21 protein-coding genes and 1 tRNA gene are annotated in these 20,717 nt (G+C 36.1%); 20 read left to right on the top strand and 2 right to left on the bottom strand.

The window, feature by feature from the left end; genetic code table 11:
* Positions 1–52: 52 nt before the first annotated feature.
* The 13 genes from trmB (at position 53) to J7S27_03715 (ending at position 12,199) form a co-directional block, all read left to right on the top strand.
* A complete protein-coding gene (gene trmB / locus J7S27_03775; GenBank protein ID QTU82440.1) occupies positions 53–703 on the top strand; it encodes a tRNA (guanosine(46)-N7)-methyltransferase TrmB in 651 nt (216 codons plus the stop codon).
* Positions 684–1,277: a Pr6Pr family membrane protein gene (locus J7S27_03770; protein ID QTU82439.1), complete on the top strand. Its 594-nt coding sequence runs from the start codon at positions 684–686 to the stop codon at positions 1,275–1,277. Before trmB ends, J7S27_03770 begins: the two co-directional genes overlap by 20 nt.
* A gap of 43 nt (positions 1,278–1,320) precedes the next feature.
* Positions 1,321–2,019 (top strand): Bax inhibitor-1/YccA family protein, encoded by a 699-nt coding sequence (locus J7S27_03765; GenBank protein QTU82438.1) that lies wholly within the window; start codon positions 1,321–1,323, stop codon positions 2,017–2,019.
* A gap of 10 nt (positions 2,020–2,029) precedes the next feature.
* A complete protein-coding gene (locus J7S27_03760; protein ID QTU82437.1) occupies positions 2,030–2,338 on the top strand; it encodes a hypothetical protein in 309 nt (102 codons plus the stop codon).
* Positions 2,339–2,430: 92 nt separating this feature from the next.
* Positions 2,431–2,829, top strand: a complete 399-nt coding sequence (locus J7S27_03755; GenBank protein QTU82436.1) for a cytidine deaminase — start codon at positions 2,431–2,433, stop codon at positions 2,827–2,829.
* Between the two features lie 9 nt (positions 2,830–2,838).
* On the top strand, positions 2,839–3,474 hold the full coding sequence (locus J7S27_03750; protein QTU82435.1) for an MBL fold metallo-hydrolase: 636 nt from the start codon (positions 2,839–2,841) through the stop codon (positions 3,472–3,474).
* Positions 3,471–4,400: a hypothetical protein gene (locus J7S27_03745; protein QTU82434.1), complete on the top strand. Its 930-nt coding sequence runs from the start codon at positions 3,471–3,473 to the stop codon at positions 4,398–4,400. The genes J7S27_03750 and J7S27_03745 overlap by 4 nt, the downstream gene beginning before the upstream one ends.
* Positions 4,401–4,412: 12 nt before the next feature.
* Positions 4,413–4,868, top strand: coding sequence for a signal peptidase II (gene lspA, locus J7S27_03740; protein QTU82433.1), 456 nt, complete (start codon positions 4,413–4,415; stop codon positions 4,866–4,868).
* Positions 4,869–5,780 carry an RluA family pseudouridine synthase gene (locus J7S27_03735; GenBank protein QTU82432.1) on the top strand — a complete coding sequence of 304 codons (912 nt, stop codon included), beginning with the start codon at positions 4,869–4,871 and terminating at the stop codon, positions 5,778–5,780.
* Positions 5,780–7,516: a M3 family oligoendopeptidase gene (locus J7S27_03730; protein QTU82431.1), complete on the top strand. Its 1,737-nt coding sequence runs from the start codon at positions 5,780–5,782 to the stop codon at positions 7,514–7,516. Before J7S27_03735 ends, J7S27_03730 begins: the two co-directional genes overlap by 1 nt.
* Positions 7,517–7,524: 8 nt before the next feature.
* Positions 7,525–10,710, top strand: a complete 3,186-nt coding sequence (locus J7S27_03725) for an N-acetylmuramoyl-L-alanine amidase (GenBank protein QTU82430.1) — start codon at positions 7,525–7,527, stop codon at positions 10,708–10,710.
* A 99-nt stretch (positions 10,711–10,809) separates the two neighbouring features.
* Complete coding sequence (locus J7S27_03720; protein QTU83610.1) at positions 10,810–11,703, top strand: deoxyribonuclease IV; 894 nt, start codon at positions 10,810–10,812, stop codon at positions 11,701–11,703.
* Positions 11,704–11,713: 10 nt separating this feature from the next.
* Entirely contained in the window at positions 11,714–12,199 is a 486-nt protein-coding gene (locus J7S27_03715) for a transcriptional repressor (GenBank protein ID QTU82429.1), read from the top strand.
* 45 nt (positions 12,200–12,244) lie between these two features.
* On the opposite strand, the gene J7S27_03710 is transcribed toward J7S27_03715, so the two are convergent.
* A complete protein-coding gene (locus J7S27_03710) occupies positions 12,245–13,342 on the bottom strand; it encodes an aminopeptidase P family protein (GenBank protein ID QTU82428.1) in 1,098 nt (365 codons plus the stop codon).
* A 175-nt stretch (positions 13,343–13,517) separates the two neighbouring features.
* Between J7S27_03710 and J7S27_03705 the strand changes: the two genes are divergently transcribed.
* The 7 genes from J7S27_03705 to J7S27_03675 all read left to right on the top strand — a co-directional run bounded on the left by J7S27_03705 (position 13,518) and on the right by J7S27_03675 (position 19,898).
* Positions 13,518–14,798 carry a homoserine dehydrogenase gene (locus tag J7S27_03705; GenBank protein QTU82427.1) on the top strand — a complete coding sequence of 427 codons (1,281 nt, stop codon included), beginning with the start codon at positions 13,518–13,520 and terminating at the stop codon, positions 14,796–14,798.
* 3 nt (positions 14,799–14,801) lie between these two features.
* A complete protein-coding gene (locus J7S27_03700; GenBank protein QTU82426.1) occupies positions 14,802–15,680 on the top strand; it encodes a homoserine kinase in 879 nt (292 codons plus the stop codon).
* A gap of 65 nt (positions 15,681–15,745) precedes the next feature.
* Positions 15,746–16,675, top strand: coding sequence for a hypothetical protein (locus J7S27_03695; protein ID QTU82425.1), 930 nt, complete (start codon positions 15,746–15,748; stop codon positions 16,673–16,675).
* 42 nt (positions 16,676–16,717) lie between these two features.
* The gene (locus tag J7S27_03690) at positions 16,718–17,644 is read left to right on the top strand and encodes a manganese-dependent inorganic pyrophosphatase (GenBank protein QTU82424.1); all 927 of its coding nucleotides are present in this window, start codon (positions 16,718–16,720) and stop codon (positions 17,642–17,644) included.
* Between the two features lie 38 nt (positions 17,645–17,682).
* Positions 17,683–19,083 carry a dipeptidase PepV gene (gene pepV, locus J7S27_03685; protein ID QTU82423.1) on the top strand — a complete coding sequence of 467 codons (1,401 nt, stop codon included), beginning with the start codon at positions 17,683–17,685 and terminating at the stop codon, positions 19,081–19,083.
* 28 nt (positions 19,084–19,111) lie between these two features.
* Positions 19,112–19,183, top strand: a tRNA-Arg gene (locus tag J7S27_03680).
* Positions 19,184–19,679: 496 nt separating this feature from the next.
* Complete coding sequence (locus tag J7S27_03675) at positions 19,680–19,898, top strand: hypothetical protein (GenBank protein ID QTU82422.1); 219 nt, start codon at positions 19,680–19,682, stop codon at positions 19,896–19,898.
* A 201-nt stretch (positions 19,899–20,099) separates the two neighbouring features.
* Here the strand turns inward: J7S27_03675 and J7S27_03670 are convergent, their stop codons facing one another.
* The gene (locus J7S27_03670; GenBank protein ID QTU83609.1) at positions 20,100–20,609 is read right to left on the bottom strand and encodes a Gx transporter family protein; all 510 of its coding nucleotides are present in this window, start codon (positions 20,607–20,609) and stop codon (positions 20,100–20,102) included.
* Positions 20,610–20,717: the final 108 nt, after the last annotated feature.

The raw sequence follows: 20,717 nt of genomic DNA, 5'->3' as shown, positions 1-20,717 counted from the left end.
CAAAACTCATTGATTGATAAGTGATCAATGAGTTTCATTTTTAGGAGAGTATATGAGATTAAGAAATAAACCGTGGGCAAATGATAAAATAAAGGCGTACCCGCAATATATCGTACAAAACGCACAAGAATGGCGTGGAAAGTGGCACCAACGATTTGGTAATGATCATCCCATTCATGTCGAAATCGGTACGGGTAAAGGTCAATTCGTTACTGAAATGGCAAAAGCAAACCCAAACATCAATTATATTGGTGTTGAAATTCAAACAAGCGTTGTCGTGGTAGCGTTAGATAAATTGATTGAGAACGATTTACCAAATTTACAATTATTACATGTTGATGGTGGGGATATCGCCGATTTATTTGAAAAAGGTGAAGTTGATCGTGTGTATTTGAATTTTTCAGATCCGTGGCCAAAGAAAAAACACGAAAAACGTCGTTTAACATACGCATCATTTTTAAAAAGTTATGAAACCATTTTAGTGCCGAATGGTGAAATTCATTTTAAAACAGATAACCAAGGATTGTTTGAATATTCGTTATGTAGTTTTTCACAATATGGCATGATTTTAAAACAAGTATGGTTGGATTTGCATCATAGTACATTCGAGGGGAATATTATGACAGAATATGAAGCAAAATTTTCATCAAGGGGGCAACGGATTTATCGCGTGGAGGTACAATTTGTTGCTAAAGAAAATTAATGTATTTCATTTATTTATCGCAATGGTATCGTTTGTTGGTGTGAGTATGCAGTTGTATCAGTATGGGGTGAACATGTTGCTATACTTTACAACGTTATCCAATATTGCGGTTAGTGTGTACTACCTATTTCAAGTGATGAATGTCAAAAAGGTGCAATTGTATTATGGCAATGTCGTCATGGCAATTTTATTAACGGGTGTTGTGTATCATTTTATGCTTTCGCCGTTAATATCTGCTGAACGTTTCCATCGTGTTGAAAATTATATCGTGCATTATATTGTGCCGATTAGCGTAGCGTTAGACTTTTTTATGAATCATCAACAAATAAATCATTGGAAAAAACCGTTTGAATGGACTGTTTTTCCGCTAATTTATTTTGTTTTTGCGATAGTTAATGGGTTAATTTTAAAATGGGAAATCCCGAATAACCCGGATAGTCCGTTTCCTTATTTCTTTTTAAATGTGACAAAATTAGGCGTTCATGGTGTCGTGCAGTATGCATTGATTATCTTGATTGTGTATATTTTGTTTGGTTACTTATTGATGGGGGTTAAAAAATTAGTCAGTCAATAATTAATCTGCTATAATAGGTTTATAAAAAATAAGAGGTGATAGTATGAGTCAAAATACAATTTATTCAGCAGAACAACAAAACTTAAATCGATTCATTTCTAAAACATTTATGTGGATGATTGCTGGGCTATTGATTAGTGCAGTATCAGCGTTTTTCGTCATCAATAATCCAGTCATTTTACGATTCGTGTATGGTAGTCGATTTGGTGTATTTGCTTTAATGATTGTTCAAATGATTTTAGCGTATACGTTACGTCCAAATCCAGAAAAAATGGAAAATAGTAGTGCTTATATCGCTAAATTTACAGCATATTCATTTTTAACTGGAATTACATTTGCTGTAATTGCATTGGTTTATACAACAACATCAATCGTTCAAGCGTTTGTAACAACGGCGGCATTGTTTGCAATATTGGCAATTTATGGCTATACAACAAAACGTGATTTAACAAAATTAGGCAATATTTTACTGCCTGCCTTACTTGGTTTAATTGTTTTATCCGTTATTAACATGTTCATTGGTTCAACTGGTATGTCATTTGTTTTAACCGTTGTAACCGTAGTAATTTTTGTTGGCTTAACGATGTACGATATGCAAAAAATTAAAGTTTATTATTTATACTTTGAACATGCAACACATTTACACGCTAGTTTAGCCATTTCATGTGCATTAGAATTATATTTAGATTTCATTAACTTATTCTTGTCAGTTTTACGTTTGTTTGGTACACGTCGCGACTAAGAGGTGACCTATGAAAAAAACGACAAAAGTAATCTTATCGTTGAGTGCAATAGCTCTTGCTACAATGGGTTATGCCAAACGTGTGCATGATCATAAACACGAAATGATTGAAAAAGCATTACGCAATGCAAAATTACAATTAGATGCTGATGAGGCAATAACAGGGTCATTTATTGATACAACGCATCAAATTGATTCATTGACGAATGAAAAAGTGTTTGTTGGCGCAATTATGACAGCAAAAAAACAATTCGATTTTATTGCCAGCGCAACAACTGGAGAAATTTTATACTTTGAAGAAGCAAAAGCAGATGTTTAATAGCGTCTGCTTTTGCTATTTGTGTTGTGATATACAAAGGCATTAGGTTATATGGTATAATAGCAAGGAAAAAAGAAGATGGGGGTTATATCATGACAAAAGAAGAATTAATGTCATATGCGATAAAAGCGTTAGACCATTCTTATGCACCGTATTCACAATTTCCCGTAGGGGCAGCGATTTTATTGACAAATGGAGAAGTTATCACTGGTGTTAATGTGGAAAATGTATCGTTTGGTGTTACAAACTGTGCGGAACGTACAGCGATTTTTACAGCCATTACAAATGGGTATAAAAAAGGTGATATTCAGGCAATTGCGGTTGCGGGTAAAACAGAAGATTTTTTACCGCCATGTAACGTTTGCCGTCAAGTGCTTGTTGAATTTTGTTCACCAGAAATGCCGGTTTATTTATTAAATGGTGCAGGCGATATTTTGAGTTTAACGTTAGCCGATTTAGTGCCGTATTCATTTACAAGTTTATCAATGTAAGAGGAAAGTATGGAAGTTATTAAAATTGAAACGGGTATGCATCCTGAAAATGCTTATTTAGTCATTAAAGAAAATAAGGAAACGCTAGTTGTTGACCCAGGTGCAGACTTTAATAAAATCGAAAAAGTCATTGTTGAAAATGAATTAAAACCGGTTGCTGTTGTTTTAACACATGCGCATTATGATCATATTGGAGCAGTGGACAAAGTGCGTCATACGTATCATATCCCTGTTTTTATGCATCAGCTAGAAGCGGATTTTTTAACCGATGCGTCTAAAAATTTATCGATTTATCATATGCCATTTACAGTTGAAAAGGCGGATGTTTTATTGTCAAAAATGGGCAAAATAACGATTGAAGGCTTTAATTGTCGTATTGAACATGTACCTGGTCATTCACCCGGTAGTATCGTCTATCTTTTTGAAGACGAGGGTTTTGCCGTTATCGGTGATACCTTGTTTAAAGGTGGTTGTGGTCGAACAGATTTGCCGTATAGTTCCAATCATACTGAATTGATGAATGGTATTAATGCACATTTAATGACGTTACCTGATGATACAGTGCTTTATTCAGGACATGGAGATACAACGACTGTTCGTTACGAGCGTCAATATAATCCTTACTTAAATGGAGTGACAAGATGAGTATTTTAAAATTTCCAAGTGAAGCATTTTCACAAAATCGATTAAAGCAGCTATTTAAAAATGGACACCCTAATCATGAGATGTTGCATCAATTGCAACAAGTTGTTTTTCAAACAAAAGAAATCAGCGCGCTCATTACATACGCTCAATTAGCCACTGAACTGGGTGAATATGATGATGTCATTGATACAGTAGAACAGATTTTTCCCGATATTGAAACAACGTTTTACGATGTAGAATTGGATGTAGTTTATATTAATGCCATTATTTATACGTGGCAAATACTGCGTGCAAGGTTAATATTGGAGGAAAGATTTCTACTGTACGCTGAAAAATCGATGGATAGTTATCCGCTATATTTGTTGGAAAATACGCTTTTGGAACAATTGGATGCTGTTGATAAGGAATGCGAAAATGAACTTAAAGAGTTGCGTGAAGATATTAAAAATGTCGCAAAAATGACGTATGTTCAACAACAACAGCTTGTTCCAAAATTGCACTTATTCAACGATTATGAATTTAGTAAGGCTGCGCGTACGCTATTTAAAGAGCCGGCATTTCATCCATTACTTAAAGCGTACGTATTGGATAGATTATTAGACATTGAATTCGAGGGAAGAGTCACTTATTCTTATTACGGTAAAAATCGGTATGTGTTTTTACAACATATTGTACCAATTGATGATATGCACTATATGTTTAAACTTGAAAAAGTTGTTGAGAAGATGGTCGAAAATGTAGACGATCGATTGGTTGTTTTAAGCAATGCACGATTATACTTGTCGTTATTGTATCCGTTTGAATATGAGGTTTTTACGTCTGTTGAGGAGTTGGTTGAGTGTGTGTTAAATAAACATCACCATAAACCACTTAAAAACGAATGGATTGAACGTATCGAACAAGCAATTAGTGAAATGGTGTTTTAGAAAGGTATTGATATGGTACTAATATACAGTAGTATTATTTTATTATTGATTTTAGATCAAGGTGTTAAAATGTGGACGGCAATGACGATTCCTTTGAATACGGGACAAGCGTTTATTCCAAATGTGTTGTCTTTATTTCACCTTAGAAATACAGGAGCGGCATGGGGCATATTGTCTGACAATTTAGTATTCTTTTTCATTGTGACGATTTTGATTTGTGCAGGCATGATTTGTTGGGCACATAAACAAAAACGACGCAACATTGAATACGTTGCCTATGTTCTCATTTTTGCAGGTGCAGTGGGTAATTTTATTGACCGTGTACGGTTAGGGTATGTGATTGATATGTTTCGATTTGAATTTATTGATTTCCCGATTTTTAATGTGGCAGATATTTGCTTGACACTCGGTGTAACCGTCATGATTGTCGACGCACTTCTAACAGAATGGAAAGAAAGAGGAAAATAGATGGTGAAACAACTCGACTTTATTGCTCAAGACGCACTGGGTCGTATTGATAAGGCACTTGTTGATTTGACGTCATTTAGTCGTTCACAAATTCAACAGTTACTAAAAAAAGACGCTGTTGTGGTGAATGGTAGTCTAGTAAAAGCAAACTATAAAATTCAAAAAGGCGACACCATTGTCATCTCTATTCCAGAAGCTGAAACAATAGATGTTGTCGCTGAAAACATACCAATTGATATTGTTTATGAAGATGACGACATTGTTATTGTCAATAAAGCAAGTGGCATGGTTGTTCATCCATCTGTTGGGCATGACAGGGGAACGCTAGTCAATGGCTTACTCTATCATGTTAAACAGTTAGCCACCTCAACGGGTGAAATTAGACCGGGTATCGTACATCGTATTGATAAAGATACATCGGGGTTATTAGTGGTGGCGAAACATTCTAAAGCACACGAACAACTCTCACAGCAGTTTCAAACACACGACATCACTCGTGAATACGTGGCGTTGGTACATGGAGAAGTCGAACACGAGACAGGAACGATTGATGCCCCGTTGGCTCGGGATAAATACGACCGGTTAAAATGGCGTGTACAAGAAGGCGGAAAACGTGCAGTAACGCATTTTACGGTGTTAGAAAGATATGAAGGTTATACGTTAATTCAATTGCGTTTGGAAACTGGGCGAACGCATCAAATTCGTGCGCATATGCATTTTATCGGGTTTGATTTAGTGGGCGATCCTGTTTATAGTAAATACCATGACGATAAGTCATACGGGCAATTTTTACACGCTAAAACGCTAGGGTTTAAACACCCTACAACAAATGAGTTTGTCTTATTTAATAGTGAGTTGCCTAAAACATTTTTAAATCAATTAGAAACATTAGTGAAAAAGGAGCAAGCATAATGGATGGAAAATGGTCATTGACAGATTTGTATACGTCGTACGAATCAACGGCGTATCAAAATGATTTTAAAGCGTTGTTAAGTACGTTAGAACAATTAGAAAAAGTAGAATTGAAAGATGATTTGGAAACGATAAAAGCTGTGATTGCATTATTAGAAGAGCGTACAGTTTTGGCGTCAAAATTATTTTCATTTTGTACGTTACAAATGGCTGTCGATACAACAGATACACGTAGTTTGGCAGAATACGGCAAATTAAATAAAGTGATGAGTGCCAATGCTAAAACAGATGCAAAAATTAATCGTTTTATTGGAAATGTAAAAACAGATATTTCTGGCGATGACGTATTAAGAGAATACGCCTTTTACTTTAAAGAGCAAAAAGATGTCGTGGCACATTTATTATCCGATGAAGTAGAAGAAGTGATTGCCACAATGAACATGAGTGCAGGAAGCGCTTGGGAACAACAACAAGAGTATTTAACGTCAACAGTTGTTGGTGAATTTGACGGTAAAGAAGTTACATTGAGTGATATTCGTAATTTAGCGTATCATCCAGATGCTGATGTTCGTAAACGTGCGTATGAAAAAGAATTAGAAATGTATACGCACATTAAAGAACCCGTTGCTTTTTCATTGAATCACATTAAATCACAAGTTAATGATGTAACGCGTTTACGTGGGTATGACAGTGCCTTGGCACAAACATTACACCGTTCTCGCATGAGTCAAGAAACATTAGATGCTTTATTAAGTGCGATTGTAGATGCTTTACCAAGTTTCCAACGTTACTTAAAACATAAAGGAACATTATTAGGTCATCAAAACGGTTTGCCGTTTTACGATTTATTTGCGCCAATTGGACAAGGTGCTTCACGTACGTTTTCAGTTGAAGAAAGCAAAGTTTACTTAATGGAACAGTTTGGTAAATTTTCAAAAGATTTAGCTGACATGACAGAAGAGTTTTACGACAAAAACTACATCGATATTTTCCCTCGTAAAGGCAAACGAGGGGGTGCGTTCTGTTACAATTTACCAGTAATCAATCAGTCACGTGTGATGACGAATTTTGACGGCAGTTTAAGTAGTGTGGTCACAATGGCTCACGAATTAGGGCATGCTTATCACGGTGTACAAATTGAAAATCACCGTCCATTAAACTGGGATTATACAATGCCTGTTGCCGAAACGGCATCAACGTTTAACGAAAACATTGTCATGCAAAATGTCATTTCACAAGCAAGTGATGCAGAAAAAATTGGTTTAATTGAATCGCAATTACAAGATTTAACACAAATTATTGTGGATATTTATTCACGCTATTTATTTGAAAAATCTGTCTTTGAAGAACGCGCAGAAAAATTCTTGTTTGCTGCGGATTTAGAAAAATTAATGATGGATGCACAACAAAAAGCGTATGGCGATGGGTTAGACGCTAATGCATTACATCCATACATGTGGGTATGTAAACCGCACTATTATTCAGAATCACTAAGTTATTACAATTTCCCGTATGCCTTTGGTGGATTATTTGCAAAAGGGCTATATGCATTGTATTTAGAACAAAGTGACGGTTTTGTAGAGAAGTATAAAGCCATGCTAACGGCGACAACTGTAAGTACCGTTGAAGAAACGGCACAATTTATGGGTGTGGATATCACGAAAAAAGAATTTTGGGCAAAAGCGCTACACTTAATAGAACAACAAATTGAAGATTTTGTGTCTTTAACGCAATAGGAGGAAGTATGTTAAAAAAGAAAATGAGACAACTGATGACAGGAGTGTTGTTGTTATTCGGTATGATGTCAAATTTTTTTGCAATACCACATACAACCGTTCATGCACAATCAAATGGTAAAATTGATACTGTTCTTAGTCAATCATCTTTTACCCCGGAACAGAAAAAATTTATTCAATATGTTTATGCCGGCGCGCTAGAAAATTATGAAAAAGCGGGTGTTTTACCGAGTATAACCATTGCACAAGCCGTTATTGAAAGTAATTGGGGAAAAAGTCAATTAGGGGCAGCACCAAACTACAATTTATTTGGTGTAAAAGCGACTGACGAGTGGACTGGAAAAACGGTAGAAATGAACACGAATGAAGTCATTGACGGAAAAACAGTACGTGTGAAGGCTCGCTTTAGAGCGTATGAATCATGGCAAGATAGTATAAAGGAAAGAGCCACATTCTTTACGTCTACACCTTATCGCAAGCAAATTTATAAAGCATTTTTAGAGTCTAAAACATATGTTGATGCAGCAAACGCATTGCAAAATGCAGGATACGCAACAGATCCGCGATATGCAGAAACATTAATACGTTTTATTGAAAGAAATGGATTGGATACATTAGATCCAAATGTATCAGGTAATGTCGGTTTTAGAAAAAACAACGATGCCTTACCGTATTCAATTGACAATGCACCGAATACTTATACAGGGCTAGCAGACTCCAAAACAGGAGAATTATATTATGTTGAAAATGGAAGAGTTACCGGTACGTTTACCGATGTTATTAAACATAATGGGTCATTATATTATGTTAAAAATAGTCAAGTAGATTTTGATGCTACGGGATTAATTCAAGCAAAAAATGGTGTTTGGTATTATATTCAAAACGGTCAAGTCGCACAGCAATTATCAACTTTAGTCCTTTATAATGGCACACGGTTTTATGTAAACAATGGCCAAATTGATTGGGCAATTAGTGATGTTGTTGAATATAAGGGTTCGCTATTTTATGTGAAAAATGCAACGGTCGCTTTTGATTATACGGGATTAGTTCAAGCAAAAGATGGGAATTGGTACTATATTCAAGACGGTAAAGTTGCACAACAACTGACGGCTTTAGTGCTTTATAATGGTACATGGTTTTATGTAAAAAATGGTCAAATTGATTGGACGTATACGGACTTGTTCTTCTTTAATGGAGCATGGAACTACGTTGAAAATGGAAGAGTTACAGGATCAACAGAAGATGTTGTTGAATACAAAGGCACAAAATTTTATGTCCAAAACAGTCGAATCAATTGGCAAAAAAGCGGATTGGTACAAGCCAAAAATGGCACGTGGTACTATATTGAAGGCGGTAAAGTTGCGCAACAATTGACGGCTTTAGTGTTGCATTACGGCACATGGTTTTATGTAAACAATGGTCAAATTGATTGGAAATATACGGACTTGTTCTTCTTTAATGGAGCATGGAACTACGTTGAAAATGGAAGAGTTACCGGTTCAACAGAAGATGTTGTTGAATACAAAGGCACAAAATTTTATGTCCAAAACAGTCGAATCAATTGGCAAAAAAATGGATTGGTACAAGCCAAAAATAGCACGTGGTACTATATTGAAGGCGGTAAAGTTGCGCAACAATTGATGGCTTTAGTGCTTCATTACGGTACATGGTTTTATGTGAACAATGGTCAAATTGATTGGAAATATACGGATTTATTCTTCTTTAATGGGGCATGGAACTATGTTGAAAATGGAAAAGTTACCGGTTCAACAGAAGATGTTGTTGAATACAAAGGCTCAAAATTTTATGTCCAAAACAGTCGAGTGAATTGGCAAAAAAATGGATTGGTACAAGCTAAAAATGGTACGTGGTACTATATCAAAAACGGCGTTGTTGCCAAAGATTTTTCAGACTTAATTTTTTATAATCATAACTGGTTTTATGTAAAAAATGGTCAAATCGATTGGTCATTTAACGGCATGGTTTCCTACAATGGTACATTATTTTATGTTGAAAATGCACAAATTACTTGGCGCTATAACGGAGTAGGTAAATATTTAAATCGATTATATGCCCTTAAAAACTCAGTTGTTGATATGACGGTGTCTGGGTTATTACAAGGGCCTGATAAACAATGGTATCACTTTAAATCAGGTCAATTGATGAGTGAAGATTCGTTAGCAATGTACCAAGGTCGTGTGTACTACACGAAAAAAGGGATTTTAGATTGGTCATTTACAGGTTTGGTTCGTATTACGGGTAATTTATATTACATTGAAGGTGGGCACTTTGTATCCTCAAAAACAGGATTAGTGCGCTACAGTAAAGATGGTAGAGAGTATTACGTGACAAACGGAAAAGTAGATGAAAATTATACAGGTCTGATGTTGATTAACGGCGTGTGGCACTATTTAAAAAATGGGATGTTTGACACAAATTATACGGGTGTGACAACGTATCAAAATCGTTATTATTATGTGGAAAAAGGTATCATTACATGGAAATTTAATGGTAAAGTGAAACAAGATAATAAAGAATTCGTTTTTGTGAATAGTGAAACGACGACTGCGAATGCTACACAAGTGAGCAAAGTGATTTTTATTGATCCAGGACATGGTGGTCGTGATAGTGGTGCGCATTACTATGGCGTTAAAGAAAGTGATTTAGTATTAGACGTTTCAAAACGATTACGTGCATTATTACAAAATTCAGGGTATTCGGTTATTATGAGTCGTGAAGATGATACGTATGTTGATTTTGTAACGGAACGCTCTAGACTGGTGAATGCAACCAATTCCGATATTTTCATTAGTGTACACTTTAATGCAACAGGAGCGGGTGAAGGTAGTCAAACTACGGGTATTGAAACGTATTGGTATGAATACGACAAAGACTACCAACCTAAAATCAATCAAAAACTACATAACGATCCAATTCGCTTAAAAAATAGTAAAATTTTAGCAGATGCTTTGCAAAGTGCGGTAATTGCTGAAACGGGAGCGTTTAATCGTGGCGTCAAAAGAGAAACTTTAGCCGTCTTACGAGAAACTGCAAAACCTGCTGTATTGATTGAGTTAGGATTTATTGATAATCCAAAAGAATTGGAGAAAATTAAACAAAAACCTTACTTGCAAAAATTGGCGCAAGGGTTATTTAACGGTATCAAGGCATATTATCAAACGATTCATCCATAATCTGTCATAAGATGCAATAAAATCATGGAAAGCTGTTTATACCATAACGTATAAATGGCTTTTTATGGTATACTAAAGGTGCATTAGGAGGGAATTATGATTTTATTAGGTTCACACGTTTCGATGAATGGATCGAAAATGTTATTAGGTTCTGCAGAGGAAGCACATGGCTATGGTGCAAATACGATGATGATTTATACGGGGGCACCACAAAATACACGACGCAAACCCATTGAAGAGTTAAATATTGATAAAGGGTTACAGGCAATGGAGCAATTTGGTATCTCGAATATCGTTGTACATGCCCCTTATATTATCAATTTAGCCAATACCATTAAAAGTGATCATTTTGAGTTTGCCATTTCGTTTTTACAAGAAGAAATTAGACGTGCCAGTGCATTAGGTGCTACACAAATTACAATGCATCCGGGCGCACATGTGGGTGCTGGAAGTGATGTAGCTATTCAAAAGTTAATTGAAGGATTAAATGAAGTTTTAACAAAAGATCAAGTACCACAAATTGCGTTAGAAACAATGGCGGGTAAAGGTACTGAAATTGGACGGTCATTTGAAGAGTTGGCTAAAATTATTGATGGTGTAACGTTAAATGAAAAATTATCCGTTACATTGGATACATGCCATACACATGATGCGGGTTATCCTATTAAAGAGGATTTTGACGGCGTTTTAAATGAGTTTGATAAAATTATTGGTTTAGACAAACTTAAAGTGTTGCACATCAACGATTCAAAAAATGAGCGAGGCGCTAAAAAAGACCGCCATGCCAATATCGGATTTGGGCATATTGGTTTTGACGCTTTACACCACGTCGTGTATCATCCACAGTTGAAAGGTTTACCAAAAATTTTAGAAACACCGTATGTACAAGTCGGTGAAGATAAAAAAAATACGCGTGCACCGTATGCGCACGAAATTGCGATGATTAAATCGGGTAAATTTGACCCGGAATTATTGCATAAAATTACGCAATAAAGGAGAGTTTATGGATATTGTTCAAGAAGCCATTGCGAAGATGAAAGAGCAAGGTTATAAACAAACGCCAAAACGTCAAGCGATGTTAGAAGTGATTGCCAATAGCGAAAAATTTGTATCCGCTAAGCAAGTGCAGGAAGCTTTAAAATCACGTTTTAAAGGATTGAGCTATGATACGGTTTATCGTAATTTATATACATTTGTTGAGCAGGGGATTTTAGAGATGAGTGAGCGTAATGGTGAGAAAATTTTCATCATGCATCATTCGCATCACCATCACCATCATCATTTTATTTGTAATGTGTGTGATCGTATTACGGAATTAGAGCATTGTCCAATGGATGTGTTTGCCCAGCAATTGCCAGATTATGTGATTTTAGGGCATCGGTTTGAAATTACGGGTATTTGTAAAGAGTGCTTGGAAAATCAAGAATTTTTAGCGGAGCAATATGAATCACATGATGAGCATTGCCATTGTGGTGCGCATCATTCATAAAAAACTATAGCAAAAAGAACGAACAGCAACGTGTTCGTTCTTTTTTTAAAGAAATGTGGTGTAATCTGGATTGTATGAGCTATGCGTTAAGGATTCTAGTCCATTTTTTGTAACGATAAAGCAGTCTTCAATACGAATCCCAATATCGTTTGGTAAATAAATACCGGGTTCAATCGAAAAGCACATGCCTTCAATTAACGCAACATCACTCGCGCTTGAAATGGATGGGAACTCATGAACAGATGGACCAATACCATGCCCTAAACGGTGTGTGAAATACTCGCCGTATCCTGCGTTGGTAATAATATCACGAGCAATTTTATCTAATTCGCTGGCTTTCATCCCAATGCGGAATTGATCGCGTGCGGTGTGGTGAGCTAATAACACGAGATCGTACAATTCTTTTTGACGGCTTGACATGGTATCACCAAAAAATAATGTGCGCGTCATATCGCTGGCATAGCCGTTATGTATCGTTCCTAAATCGAGTAACACAAATTCATTCCATTGCAATGTATCTGTACCGGGCGTACCGTGTGGATTGGCTGCATTTGGTTGTCGCAATACCATTGTGTCAAAACTCATTTGAGAAACGCCAACTTTTTTAAGCGAATACTCAATTTCCGCAACGATTTCCATTTCTGATTTTTTGGTGTCAAACGCACGCGCAGCAAATTGAATGGCTAAATCGGCAGTTTTTCCGGCTTCACGCATTAATGCGAGTTCATCTTCCGTTTTAATGTATTTAATCTGTTCAATGATGGGCGAACAGTCAATGGAAAACGTAACGTTTGGTAGCGCTTGTTGCAGTTTTTCAAAAACGCTCACCGACATATAATCTTTGTCTAGCGCTGCAGTTGTCTGTGGGTGGTGTAAAGCATTGGCTAAAAGTTCCCATGCATTATCACTATCTAAATGCGGTAATAACGTAATGTTTTTTGTGCATTGTTTCGCCTGTTCTAAATCAAGAGCGGGTAAAATGAGTAATGGCTGTTCATTGTCTTGTAAAACAAGCATGAGCAATCTTTCGTGTGGATTAGAATAAAATCCCGTTAAATAGCCAATTGTTTGTGGATTATGAACAAAAGTTAATGGAATATGGTTATCCTTTAAACTGTTTTGAAAATCGAATAATTTTGACATAGGCACCTCCTAAAGTGACTATAGTATATCACAAAATCATGCAAAAAATAGCAATACCTACATAATACACATTGGACTTTACGCTAAAAAATAAAGTCGAAGAAAGGCACTTTAAAAAGTGTGGTGTTTCTACTCTTTTTTTTGTATACTAGACAAAAGGAGGTTATGTGTTTTCATGAAAACTATTCAAATTGGATTACTTGGTTTTGGAACGGTAGGATCAGGAGTTGTTAAAATTTTAAATGAACACCGCACAAAAATTCAAAAAGTATTAGGAAAAACGGTAAATGTTTCAAAAATTTTAGTACGTGATTTAAATAAATATCAACATATGACGGAGTATGCCTTTACAACGTCATTTGATGACATTGTAGAAGATGACACGATTGATATTATTGTGGAAGTCATTGGAAATGTAGAACTATCTAAAGGCTATATTGAACGTGCTTTAAAAAATGGGAAACACGTGGTTACGGCAAATAAAGATTTGATTGCCTTATACGGAAATGAATTATTACAATTAGCAAAAGAAAACCACTGCGACATCTTTTTTGAAGCGAGTGTTGGTGGCGGTATTCCTATTTTACGAACCATTGCCAATAGTTTATCTAGTGACGATATTCAACAAGTAACGGGTATTGTGAATGGAACAACTAATTTCATGTTGACACAAATGGCCGATAAAAATTTATCGTATGCTGAATCATTGCAACTTGCACAACAGTTTGGCTTTGCAGAAAGTGACCCGACAAATGACGTTGAGGGGATTGATGCCGCTTATAAAATGGTGATTCTATCTCGATTGGCATTCGGCATGTCCGTAGATATCAATGATTTGAAAATTGAAGGCATTTCAAAAGTGTCTTTAGCCGATATTCAATATGCACAACAATTAGGGTATTGCATTAAATTAATTGGGTATGCGCAACAAAAAAATCGCCAATATTTTGGGTTGGTCGGGTGTATGCTTGTGCCATTAACACATCCATTAGCGAATGTGCATAACGAAAATAATGCTATTGTCATACGTGGAGCGGCAATGGGACAATCCATGTATTATGGATTGGGAGCTGGACAAATGCCAACAGCCAACTCGGTTGTGAGCGATGTTATCAATATTGCGCAAAATATGGCTCTAGAAACAAATGGTGAACTATTTTCATCGTTTTATCAAGATAAGCATTTATTAAATCACGATGACGTTTATTTTCAAACGTACTTTAGATTGGAATTGCGTGATAAACCGGGAATGTTTTTGAAACTCACCACAGAGTTTAGCCGATTAGGCATTAGTTTTTCATCGATATTGCAAAACCCAATTTCACCAGAAATGGCGCATGTGATTATTGTAACGCATCCCATTAGTCAACAAACGTATGACACGATTTGTCAAAATTTACAAGCAATGGATGATGTGACGCTGAAAGTGAGCATGCATTTATTGAGTGAGGAATAATATATGTTAGTAGTTAAAGTGCCAGCCACCTCTGCGAATATGGGTCCGGGATTTGATTCGTTAGGGGTAGCGCTAAATTTATATTTAACCGTTGAAGTGATTGAACCATCTGATACGTGGTATATTGAGCATGAATATGAACATATGCCACATGATCACCGCAATTTTTTAGTGCACATGATTAAAAAAGTTTCGGAAAAAATTCCACCGCATCACTTGAGAATGACTAGTGATATACCACTGACACGTGGATTAGGCAGTTCATCTTCGGCGATTGTAGCGGCTATTGAAATTGCCGATCAGTTAGGTAATTTACAATTATCACGCGACACGAAAATTCAATTGGCGACAAAATTTGAAGGGCACCCGGATAATGTCGTACCCGCTATTTTAGGTAATATGGTATCAAGCACCGTCATTAATCGTCGTGTGTATTGGAGTAAAATTTATTTAAAACAAATGGCATTTGTTGCCTTAATTCCAAATAAACCGCTATCCACACGTAAAAGTCGAAATGTATTGCCACATGAAATACCGTTGTCAAAAGCAGCAGAAGTTAGCGCAACTAGTAATGTATTGGTCGCTCATTTATCAAGAGGCTATTACAAGCGTATTAAAAAACTGATTGAAAATGACCAATTTCATGAACCGTATCGTGCGGAACTTGTCCCAGAATTATTACGTGTACGAGAATTATTGAAACATGAAAAAACGTATGGCACGTATTTAAGTGGTGCAGGGCCTACGGTGATGACCATTACGCATAAACATGATGCCAACGCTATATATAATTTAATCAAAGACGCCTTTTTTGATTATCGTGTGTGTATTTTAGACGTCGATACACAGGGTGTTGTCGTTGAAAAAACTTCAGTCAATTGATTGAAGTTTTTTTGTTGTTTTTTGCGGCTACTGGTGTATGTTAATTATGGGGTGTTGTTGTGTTAATGGCAAAAAATAAAAGTGGTGAAATTGTGCATATTGATCATGCCAATAAAAATGAGCAATATTTTTGTCCAGATTGTTTAAGTGCGTTAATGATTAAACGGGGAAAGAAATATCGCGCTCACTTTGCCCATTGTAAACAGTGTGCGCAGCAAAGTTTTTCTGAAGGGGAAACAGTAGAACATGTTAATGGCAAACAGTTTTTATACGATGCGTTAAAAGCAGTTGGTTGTGATGTGGCGTTAGAAAGTTATATTCCGCATTTAAAACAAAGACCGGATTTATTAGTGACGTATCTTCAGCGAAAAATCGCCATTGAATTTCAGTGTAGTAAAATTTCTGTGCAAGACATTACGTTGCGTACCGAAGGGTATAAACGGTTTGGGATTGATGTGATTTGGATTTGCGGTCGAAAAAATAGTCACTTGACGCATAATCCATATCGTTATGCCTTTCCAACGTTATTATTTTATAAACTTGAAAATCATCAACTGTATTTATGTAATGAAAAGCACACTATACGCATCAGTCCGTTAGATTTATTGAAGCGATTGCATTATGAAACGAAAGTCAGTGTATCATCTCATGCCATTCCACCACGTTTAGATCAAAAATTTTTAAGAAACTTTTATAGCCAAAAGGGAGAAATTTCTAAAGTGCCAACGCGCATTTTGGAGCAACAAGGTGCTGTTGCAGGAATGATGTGTAAACAATACGTCTTATTGTCGTATTTATGGCACAAAGCCACGTCAATCAAAGCCTGTCAGGCGTATGTAAAATGGTTGGTAAAAGAGCAAAAATTAGTGGTAGACGATTTACCCTGTGTCGATGTCGATTGTTTTTTAGATGAGGTGTGTTGGTACGGTATTCGACAACTCGAAACTTTAGGTTGTATACGGATAAAAAAGGATGGATTACTTGAAAAAATGTGAAATTTTATATAAGATAGACGTATCATATTTTTGGAGGCAATTATGTCAAAATTATTAGTTTTTGGGCATCAAAATCCTGATACGGATACTATCGCATCGGCAATTGCTTATGCACATTTATTAAACGAAACAAACCAAGAAGCAGAGGCGGTTGCATTGGGGAATGTCAACGAAGAAACAGCGTTTGCTTTAAATTATTTCAATGTACCGACGCCACGTGTCGTTGAAACAGTGGCTAACGAAGTGTCTCAAGTTGCTTTAGTAGACCACAACGAATCACAACAAAGTGTGAGTGACGTTGCGGATGTAGAAGTGGTTGCGGTAGTCGATCACCACCGTATTGCTAACTTTGAAACGGCTAATCCGTTGTATTATCGTGCTGAACCGTTAGGGTGTACGGCAACGATTTTATATAAAATGTTCCGCGAAAAAGACGTTGAAATTCCAAGTGAAATTGCGGGATTGATGTTATCAGCGATTATTTCGGATACCTTATTATTTAAATCACCAACTTGTACAGTTGAAGATGAATTGGTTGCACTTGAGTTAGCAGCAATTGCTCAAGTAGATACACAGTCATACGGTTTAGAGTTGTTAAAAGCTGGTACAAATTTATCATCTAAATCCATTGATGAATTATTAAACTTAGATGCCAAATCATTTGGTATGGGTGACAAAACAGTTCGTATTGCACAAATCAACACGGTTGATGAAAATGAATTGTTAGCTAAACAAGCAGAACTTGAAGCAGCAATGATCAATGAAAATACGACAAATCAATATGATTTATTTGTTTTTGTCATTACGAATATTTTATCAAGTGATTCAGTTGCTATTGTTGCCGGTGAGCCAAAAGAAGCGTTAGAAAAAGCGTTTAATGGTGCTGTGACAAATAACGTTATTGCTTTACCGGGTGTTGTATCACGTAAAAAACAAGTGGTTCCACAATTAACCGAAGTGTTGAGTTAATGTGTTTAAACTTTATATAGTCTAAGTGGAGGGGTATTATGACAATCGATTGGAAATTAGAAGTTGAAAAACGTAAAGAAGATTTATTAAATGACTTGAATACGTTGTTAAGTATTGATAGTGTGCGTCGTGATGAATTAGCAACAGATGATGCACCGGTAGGTCCAGGGCCAAAAGAAGCACTATTAAAATTTTTAGAAATTGGTGAACGTGACGGATTCGTTACAAAAAATGTAGATAATTTAGCCGGACACATTGAAATCGGTGAAGGCGACGAAATTATGGGTGTATTTGGTCACGTTGACGTGGTGCCTGTTGGTACAGGTTGGGATACAGATCCTTTCACGCCAACAATTAAAGATAACCGCCTATACGCTCGTGGTTCAAGTGATGATAAAGGGCCAACAATGGCGGCGTATTATGCCATTAAAATAATTCGTGATTTGGGATTACCAATTCATAAAAAATTACGTTTAATTATTGGTACAGATGAAGAGAGCGGTTGGAAATGTATAGATCGCTATTTAGCCGTAGAGAAAAAACCTGATTTTGGTTTTTCGCCAGATGCTGATTTTCCAATCATTAACGGTGAAAAAGGAATTTTAACATTGAAAGTACGTTTCAATGCACCCGTTACACAAACACCAACTCAATTAGTATCATTTGAAGCCGGTTTGCGTGAAAACATGGTACCGCAAGATGCTGTTGCAACCATTACAACAACAGAATCATTCGATAAAGTAGCTTCTGATTTGAAAGTGTTTGTAGAGCAAAATAACTTACGTGGTACGGCAAAACAAGCAGATGGCCACATTGTAATTGAGATGGTTGGTAAAGCTTCTCACGGTATGGCGCCAATGAACGGTGTAAATGCTGCGACATTTTTAGCAGAATTTTTAGGTGGGTATGATTTTGTTGGACAAGACCGTGAATTTTTATCATTGATTCAAAATTACTTACATTTAGAATTTTATGCTGAAAAACTTGGTTTAGCGCATGAAGATGACGTGATGGGCGTTTTAACAATGAATCCGGGTGTCTTTAAATATGCACAAGGTGTTGGAGAAGTATGGTTAAATTACCGTTACCCTAAAGGTGTGACTGCACAAGGATTAGAAGACGGTTTAAATAAAGCGTTATCTGAATACGATGTAACAATTGAAGCCGGAAAATCACAAACGCCACATTACGTACCAGCAGATGATCCACTTGTGAAAACCTTATTAGATGTGTACGAAAAACATACAGGACATAAAGGTAGTGAACGGACTATTGGTGGTGGAACATACGGTCGTTTATTGGAACGTGGTGTTGCCTACGGTGCAATGTTCCCACATAGCATTGATACAATGCATCAAGCAAATGAATTTATCGATTTAGATGATTTATTCAATGCAACGGCAATTTATGCAGATGCCATTAGTCAATTAGTTCAATAATATTTTGCCTACGTTAAACGTAGGCTTACCATCCTTAGTGTAATGGATATCACGCAAGATTCCGGTTCTTGAAATAGGGGTTCGATTCCCTTAGGATGGGTATAAACCCTTGATTTACCAACGTTTTCAAGGGTTTTGTGTTATATTTGTATGATTATTTCTCAAATTCCGTCAAAATACCTTGATATATTTTGTTATCTTCTTTTTGTTTTAGTTCTTCTAAAACATGTAAATAAACGTTTTGTGTCATCGATATATTAGCGTGTCCTAAACGTTTTGATATATACGCCATACTAAAAAATTTATTTTGGATTATCGACGATGAAGAAATTGACGGAAAGCACAAATTTATTTTCCGATGATACGCCTAAAGAAATTTTAGATTTATACGAAAGTATTAAATCAAAAATATCATTTACCTATTCAAGCACTTAGAATATTCAGGTGCTTTTTATTATAGGATAAACAAGGTGTGAAATCGTACATTTAGTTTTTATCATCAATTGATAAATTACATGAAACCGCTTATAATTTAAATGGTATAAATACATTTATCAAAGAGATGAAAAATCAAATATTTGTGTGGAGGTGTTTAGATGATTACGTATGAGTCATTATGTGAAAAAGTGGGCGTTGATATTTTGGTTGGAGTAGATAAACAACACTGGGTTGATGAGGACGTTTATGAAGATGCACCGGTAGAATGCACTCCAGAAGAAGAAAAGCTTATTGCCGCAGCACAAAAATTATCTGAAGAAGAGTTGGATTTGCTTTTTAAAATTAGAATTACCAAAGATAAAACATTAACAGCGTAAGCACTTGGATAATTTTGAGTAGCGTTGTTCTAGCGTGTTTTATGCTATTTGATCTAATGAGTCAATTGCAGACAAAAATTGTCTTGACGATTCAACAGTCTTTTTATGCAGAATGACACTGTTTTTTATAAAGTGATAGTATTATTTAATTTAGTTTGATAAAAATCCCGCATCACATGCGGGATTTTGTGTATGGTAAAACTAACGATTGGCTATCCAATTTTCATCTACGTTTAAAATGTCGAGTCGTTCTAAAATGAAATTACCCATAAATCCAACGGCAAATCCGGCTAAAATGCCCGTCATCGCTAAAATTGGCAAGTAGTTTAAAATGGTCCATGTCTTTGCAAAAACAGCAAAAACGAGCAATTGACCTAAATTGTGCAAAATGCCACCGATAGTGGAAATGCCGATTAAACTGACGCGTTTTGGGCCTAGTTGTTTGACGGCTAACATACCGATAAAACTCAAGAGGACTCCAGCTAAACTATACATTAATGTGGATAAGGTTCCAGCAAAAAATGTTGTAATGGATAATCGTAAAATGAGCACTTTAATCGTATCTTTTTTTGACAGTGTGAATAGGGCAATCAATGTAATTAAGTTACCTAATCCCAATTTTGCTCCAGGTGCGAAAGCAAAAGGAGAAGGGATACCACGTTCGATGAGTGAAATGACGACTGCCTGTGCTGAAAGCATGGCAATAAACATCATGCGTTGAATGCGTGTTAGTTTCATATAAAATCTCCTTGTATTGTCATTACAGTATATCAAAAGAACGCGTGTTTTTCATCTGTTTCACAAAAAAATAAAACGTTT

This window comes from Carnobacteriaceae bacterium zg-C25, from assembly GCA_017945845.1.
Taxonomy (GTDB): Bacteria; Bacillota; Bacilli; order Lactobacillales; family Aerococcaceae; genus WM01.
The sequence above is the reverse complement of the archived record's forward strand: the minus strand, read 5'-3'. Positions and strand labels throughout refer to the sequence as shown.